Source organism: Kitasatospora sp. NPDC059088, from assembly GCF_042738155.1.
In the GTDB taxonomy this organism is placed as follows: Bacteria; Actinomycetota; Actinomycetes; order Streptomycetales; family Streptomycetaceae; genus Kitasatospora.
This window is the reverse complement of sequence record NZ_JBHYGR010000004.1, coordinates 81,366-87,397: the sequence shown is the minus strand read 5'-3', so window position 1 is coordinate 87,397 and position 6,032 is coordinate 81,366. Positions and strand designations below refer to the sequence as shown.

Genomic DNA, 6,032 nt, shown 5'->3' with positions numbered 1-6,032 from the left:
ACCCCCCGCTCTCTCGCCCTGCGCGGGGGGGGGCGGCGCGCGCGCCCCCCCGCGTGTGCGGGGGCGGGCCCAGCGTGGGGGGGGGGGGGGGGGGGGGGGGGGCCCGCGCCCCCCCCCCCCGCTGCTCACGCCGCGGGCCCGGGGGTGACGACGAGGTGCTCGGCGAGGAACCAGACCTGGGCCTCGCCGGTGCGGATGACCTGCGAGACCAGGAGGTCCTGGGTGCCGTCGTCGCCGAGCCGCGCGGTGCGGGTGGCCGCGTCGCGGGCCTCCGCGAGGATGGCCTCGTGGGCGTCGAGGAGCCGCGAGAGCATCGCCGGTGCGTCCTCGACGCCGTCCGGCGGGCGCGGTACGCCGGTGATCTCGGCGGCGTGGCGGGGGTCGCCCACCGCGACGCCGCCCAGGCTCTGCACCCGCTCGGCCAGCTCGTCGACCAGGGCCAGCTGCTCCTGGGCGTGCTTGTCGAGAAGCAGGTGCAGCTGGTAGAAGGTCGGGCCGCGCATGCCCCAGTGGTGCTTCTTGTACAGCGCGTACAGGAACTGGGTGTCGGCGAGGACGCGGTTGAGCCGCTGGCACGAGTAGAGCCGGGCGTCGTGGGAGAGCGCGATCGGCAGCTGGGTGACGGTGCCGAAGGCCTGGATCTCGGGGGTGTGCTGGTGGAGGCGCGGCTGGCTGGTCACGGTGGTTCTCCCGGTCAGTGGGTGACGGTGCGGACGGCGGTGCGGATCAGGTCGGCGACCGGCTCGGGGTGGGCGAGCATGACCAGGTGCGAGGAGTCGACCTCGACGGTGGTCATCCCGGCCCGCCGGTAGCCGAACCGCTCGACCTCGGGGTTGATGGTCCGGTCGGCGGAGGAGACGAGCCCCCAGGACGGCTTGCTCCGCCACGCGGCGACCGGCGCGGCCTCGCCGAAGGCCGCGGCGGCGAGCGGGCGTTGCGAGACCGCGAGGACCCGGGCGAGTGCCGGGTCGACGTCGGCGGCGAAGATCGCCGGGAAGCGGTCGACCTCGACCGAGACGTCGGTGCCCCCGCCGTCCGCACCCTCCAGCGGGAAGGGCGTGTACACCAGCGCCGAGGCGAGCTCGGAGTCGGGGAAACGGCCCTGCAGCTCGCCCAGGCTCTCCCCCTCCTCCAGGGCGTAACCGGCCAGGTACACCAGTGCCTTGACGTTCTCCTCGGCGCCGGCGACGGTGATCACGGCGCCCCCGTAGGAGTGTCCGACCAGCACAACGGGGCCGGGGATGCCCCGGACCACCGACGCGATGTAGGCGGCGTCGCCGAGCAGGCTGCGGTTGGGCACGGCCGGTGCCACCACCTCCAGTCCGTCGGCGAGCAGTTCGGGGACGACCCGGGCGAAGCTGGAGGCGTCGGCGAAGGCGCCGTGCACCAGCACGACGGTCGGGGTGTCGTGATTCGTCATTCCTGAGTCCTTGTTCCCGGGCCCCTGTTCCTGGGCCCTCTCGGTTGCGCGCTGCTGGTGGTCATCAGGCTAGGAACACGTAAGCGGGGCGCCTGTCCTGAGCGCGCACGCCCTCCTGCCGGTCCGCGCACCCCTCGCCGCTCCGGGGCCGAGGTCGTGGCCGGTGCCGTCCCCTCAGACGCCCGCGGCTGGGCGCTGGTCGGCCGGCCCGCCGCCGCCGAGCTGCCAGTCGCGGGGCGTCATGCCGTACGCGGCGCGGAAGGCGCGGCTGAAATGGCTGGAGTTGGCGAAGCCCCAGCGCCTCGCGACGCCCGCCACACCCAGCTCCCCGGCCATCGGGCGCAGCAGGTCCCGGCGGCAGCGCTCCAGCCGCTGCGTCCGGATCCACCCGCCGACCGTGACCCCCTCGGGCTGGAACAGTTTGTGGAGGAAGCGGACCGACATGAAGTTCGCCGCCGCGATCCCGGCCGGTGACAGGTCCGGGTCGTAGAGGTTCCGCACGATGTGGGCCTTGACGCGCTCCAATGAGGCCGCGTTGCGCGGAGTCCGCGCCCGGGCGCGTTCGAGCCGCTCGTCGACGAGCTGGGCCACCAGGTCGAGCGCGGTGGCCGCCGCCCGGCGGCCGGCGGCTTCCTCCAACCCGCCTGCCTCGCGCGCCATTTGGGCGAGATAGGTCGCCACCAGCGCGGCGATGCCCTCGCTGCCGGTGAAGGCCGTCGCGGTCAGTGCCCGCAGGTCCCGCTCCGGCACGTCCAGGTCGGCGCGGGGGAACTGGAAGGAGGTGAAGGCGAATCCGCCGTCGAGCTTCTTGCGGAACAGGTGGGACGAATCGGTGAGGGAGAACTCGCCCGGCCTGATCAGCGCCTCCCGGCCGTCCTGCTCCTTGATCGCGCTGCCCCGCTCCTGGAGGCTGACGATGAGGGACCGCCGGTCGTCCTTGGCGATCAGGTGCTTGCCGCGCGACACCACCTGCGGCCCCGCCTGGACGCGGGAGATCCGCACCGGGCCGAGCTGGCGGCTGACGATCGTTCCGGGGGACGGCTCCTCCTCCAGCAGGTTCACCGCCATCGGCACGAAGGCACGGGACACCGCCTCGTGCCAGCACTCCGCGCGGTCGGCGGCGGACAGGGACGTGGTGGAGAGTTCGGTGGGCACGGGGTTCCTCCCGGATCGATCGGCCGTCGGAGCCGACAGTGCGGTCCCCGCCTCGCGGCCGAACTCGCGGCGGGGTTGGTCCGGGCAGCCCGGCGGCGGACGCCGACGTTAGCCGCCGCACCACGGCGTGGTGCGCTCTGCGCGTATCCGCTGTTGACTCTCCGCGCATCACCGCCCCGGCGGTCACCCCGGCCTCACAGGAACACCGGCCACACCAGGAGCACCGGCCTCAGGGACGGCGGTGCAACGCCACGTGCACGGTGTCGACGGCCTGGATCAGCGCGGCCCTGGCGGTGCCGGTGGGATGGCGCCCGTCGAGGAGGAGGAAGCCGTGCACGGCCCCCTGGTAGCGCGTCGCCACCACCGGAACGCCCGCCGAACGGAGCCTGGCCGCGTAGGCCTCGCCCTCGTCCCGCAGCACGTCGGCCTCGGCGGTGACCACGAGCGCCGGGGGGAGCCCGGCGAGCTGCTCCGGGGTGGCCCGCAGCGGCGCGGCCGTGACCTCCCGCCGTCGGTCCACCTCGGGCAGGTAGTCGTCCCAGAACCGGCGCATGTGGTCGCGGTGCAGGAAGTACCCCGTCGCGAACCGGCGGTAGGACGGGGTGTCGAAGTCCGCGGCGGTCACCGGGCACAGCAGTACCTGGTGCACCAGCCGGACGTCCCCGCGCTGCCGGGCGAGCAGCGTCAGCGCCGCCACCAGGTTGCCCCCCGCGGAGTCGCCGACGGCGGCGATCCGGTCTTCCGACAGGCCGACCTCACGGCCGTGCGCGTGGATCCAGCGGGCGACGGCGTAGCACTGCTCGACGGCCACCGGGTAGCGGGCCCCGGGGGCCCGGGCGTAGTCCACGTACACCACGGCGGCGTCAGTCCCCAGCGCGAACTCCCGGACCAGCCGGGCGTAGGCGGCGGCGTCGCCGAGCGACCAGCCGAGGCCGGGCAGGAACAGCACGACGGGGCTCGGCTCGGGGGCACCGACGGGTCTGGTCACCTGGACGTGCACCCGCCCGGTGGGTCCGCAGGGCAGGGCGAGCCGTTCCGTGGTGGTGCCGTACGGATCGTCCGGATCCCCGCCCGTCGCCTCCCCGCCGGCTGCCTTCCCGCCGGGCGGCGCGCCGACGTCCCGCGCCTCGTCCGGGGCCTCGCCCGGGGCCAGGCGGGAGAGGTCCGGGAGCTCCGTCGCCGCCTGTCCGGCGGAGGTGTCCAGGAACTCCTGGAGCGCCCGGTCGAGCACCGGTCGTCGGAGGTGCGCGGGGGTGGTGTCGGACAACTCGTCGCTCCTGGCGTGATCGGACGGGCACGGGGTCGCGTGCCGGGCACCTGGTGGCCGCCGGGCGAGGTGCCGGCCGCGCCTCCCCGCGCCACGCGCACGCCGCCCGACCGTACGACCGCAGCGGCGGCCGTAGTGGCCTGTCCGTGCACGGATCCCGGCCGCACCGGGCAGGTCGTCAGCCGGTGTCGGCGGTCCGGAGCGCGCGCCACTCGCGCGGTGAGACGCCGTAGGCGGCCCGGAAGGCCCGGCTGAAATGCGCCGGGTTGACGAAGCCCCACCGTTGGGCGACCGCCGACACCGTCGGCGCGGTGCGACCCCGGCGGCCGAGCTCCCGGGCGCACGCGTCCAGCCGGCGCCGTTGGATGAGCCGGCTCACCGTCACGCCCTCGCCCTCGAACAGCCGGTGCAGGTACCGCACGGAGATGTGGTGGGCCCGTGCGATCGTCTCGGGCGACAGTTCCGTGTCGGCCAGGTTCCGGTCGATGTGCTCCCGCACCCGGCGCACCAGGTGCTCGTTCGGAGCGCCGGGCACCTCGGCCGTGTGCACGGCGGCCAGCTGGGCGACGAGCGTGCTCAGCATGTCGGCGACACTGCCGGGCAGCCGGTCACCGACCGGGGCCGGATAGGAGTGCGCGAACGCGGCAAGGGCGTTGAGGAAGGGCACCAGCACGGAACCGTACCCCTCGGCCGGAGTGACGGCCGTACCCGCCACCTGCCGCAGCTCGTGCTCCGGCACGCCCAGCAACCGGCGCGGCAGGTGGAAGAGGTGGGTGCGGAAACCCTCCGGGTAGTCGACCGAGTACGGCCGCGCCGTGTCGTACAGCACGAACCCGCCCGCCGACACCGCCGCCCGCCGCCCGTCCTGCTCCAGCACGGCCCGACCCGACACCTGCACCCCGACCCCCACCTGCGGCTCCGTCAGCGGGGCCCGTGCGATCAGCGCCGCCGTCCGGGAGACCCGCGCCGCGTCGGCCTCCAGCGTCGAGATCCGGACGTATCCGAGCCGGTGCGACGCGAGCCGGCCCGCGAGCGGCCGCCCGGCGAGCGGGACCACCTCGACCGGCACCAGTGTCCGTGACAGCTCCGCACTCCAGAGCGTCGCCGTCGCGTCCTCCGGAACCGACGCGGTCGTCACCTGCGAACCCACCTGACCGCCCTTTCGCCGAAACCCTGCCGATTCAGCCTGACCTCCGGGCCCGGGGGCCTGTTAAGTCATCTGACTGCCGAGCGGGTGCGGCACGGCGCGGGAGCCGAGCGGGCCGCCGGTCAGGCCGCCGGGACGGGCTGCAGCCGGTAGGCGTCGCCGTGGGCGACGACCCGGCCGGCGGTGGGCGGGGCGAAGTGGGTGCCCAGCAGCAGGGCGTCGGTGCCGGCCAAGGAGGCGAGCAGGGCGCGGCGGGTGGCCTCGGAGCGCTCGGGCTCGATGTCGACGCAGGCGCCGATCGCGGGGTGGGCGAGCTGCACCGGGTGGTGCACGCAGTCGCCGGTGATCAGCGCGGTCTCGCCGCGGTCGGCCAGTTCGACGGCGATGTGCCCGGGGGTGTGGCCGGGGGTGGGGATCAGCCGCAGGCCCGGGACGATCTGCACGCCCTCGGCCGGGACGTCGACCAGATCGAGCTGTCCGGCCCGCTCGACCGGGAGGACGGAGTCGCGGAACATCTGCGCGCGGGCCTCGTCCATGTCGTACCCGGCCCAGAACTCCCGCTCGGCGCGGGCGGTGAGGTAGCGGGCGGCGGGGAAGGTCGGCACCCACGCGCCGTCCTCCCACCGGGTGTTCCAGCCGACGTGGTCGGCGTGCAGGTGGGTGAGGACCACCAGGTCGACGGTCTCCGGCGCGAACCCGGCCGCGGTGAGGCGCTCCAGGTAGTCGGTGCGCAGGTCGTGCCAGGCCGGGTTGGCGCGCTGCTTGCCGTTGCCGATGCCGGTGTCGACCAGCACCCGCAGCCCGTCCACGACGAACGCGAAGCTGTGGCTGTCGAGGTGGAGGACGCCGTCCTGGCCGGCGAAGTCGGGGCGCAGCCAGTCGTGGCCGGCCACCACCTCGGGGGTGGCGTCGGGCAGCAGCCAAGGCCCGGTCGCCGGCGGCAGCGGGACTTCGTCGATGCGGTGGACGGTGAGGTCGCCGACGGTCCAGGAGGGGGCGGTGGCGGGGGTGGCGGTGGCGGGGGTGGCGGAGGGGGTCTGCAC

Annotated in this window: 6 protein-coding genes; all 6 read right to left on the bottom strand. The window is 75.0% G+C overall.

Annotated elements, in window-relative coordinates:
- Positions 1 to 125 precede the first annotated feature (125 nt).
- Positions 126 to 680 carry a Dps family protein gene (locus tag ACFWXO_RS03245; RefSeq protein ID WP_380521801.1) on the bottom strand — a complete coding sequence of 185 codons (555 nt, stop codon included), beginning with the start codon at positions 678 to 680 and terminating at the stop codon, positions 126 to 128.
- Positions 681 to 694: 14 nt separating this feature from the next.
- Positions 695 to 1,420 (bottom strand): alpha/beta fold hydrolase, encoded by a 726-nt coding sequence (locus ACFWXO_RS03240; RefSeq protein WP_380521799.1) that lies wholly within the window; start codon positions 1,418 to 1,420, stop codon positions 695 to 697.
- A gap of 174 nt (positions 1,421 to 1,594) precedes the next feature.
- Complete coding sequence (locus ACFWXO_RS03235; protein WP_380521798.1) at positions 1,595 to 2,575, bottom strand: helix-turn-helix domain-containing protein; 981 nt, start codon at positions 2,573 to 2,575, stop codon at positions 1,595 to 1,597.
- A gap of 229 nt (positions 2,576 to 2,804) precedes the next feature.
- The gene (locus tag ACFWXO_RS03230; RefSeq protein ID WP_380521796.1) at positions 2,805 to 3,842 is read right to left on the bottom strand and encodes an alpha/beta hydrolase; all 1,038 of its coding nucleotides are present in this window, start codon (positions 3,840 to 3,842) and stop codon (positions 2,805 to 2,807) included.
- 178 nt (positions 3,843 to 4,020) lie between these two features.
- Positions 4,021 to 4,980: a helix-turn-helix domain-containing protein gene (locus tag ACFWXO_RS03225; protein ID WP_380521795.1), complete on the bottom strand. Its 960-nt coding sequence runs from the start codon at positions 4,978 to 4,980 to the stop codon at positions 4,021 to 4,023.
- Between the two features lie 131 nt (positions 4,981 to 5,111).
- Entirely contained in the window at positions 5,112 to 6,032 is a 921-nt protein-coding gene (locus tag ACFWXO_RS03220) for an MBL fold metallo-hydrolase (protein ID WP_380521793.1), read from the bottom strand.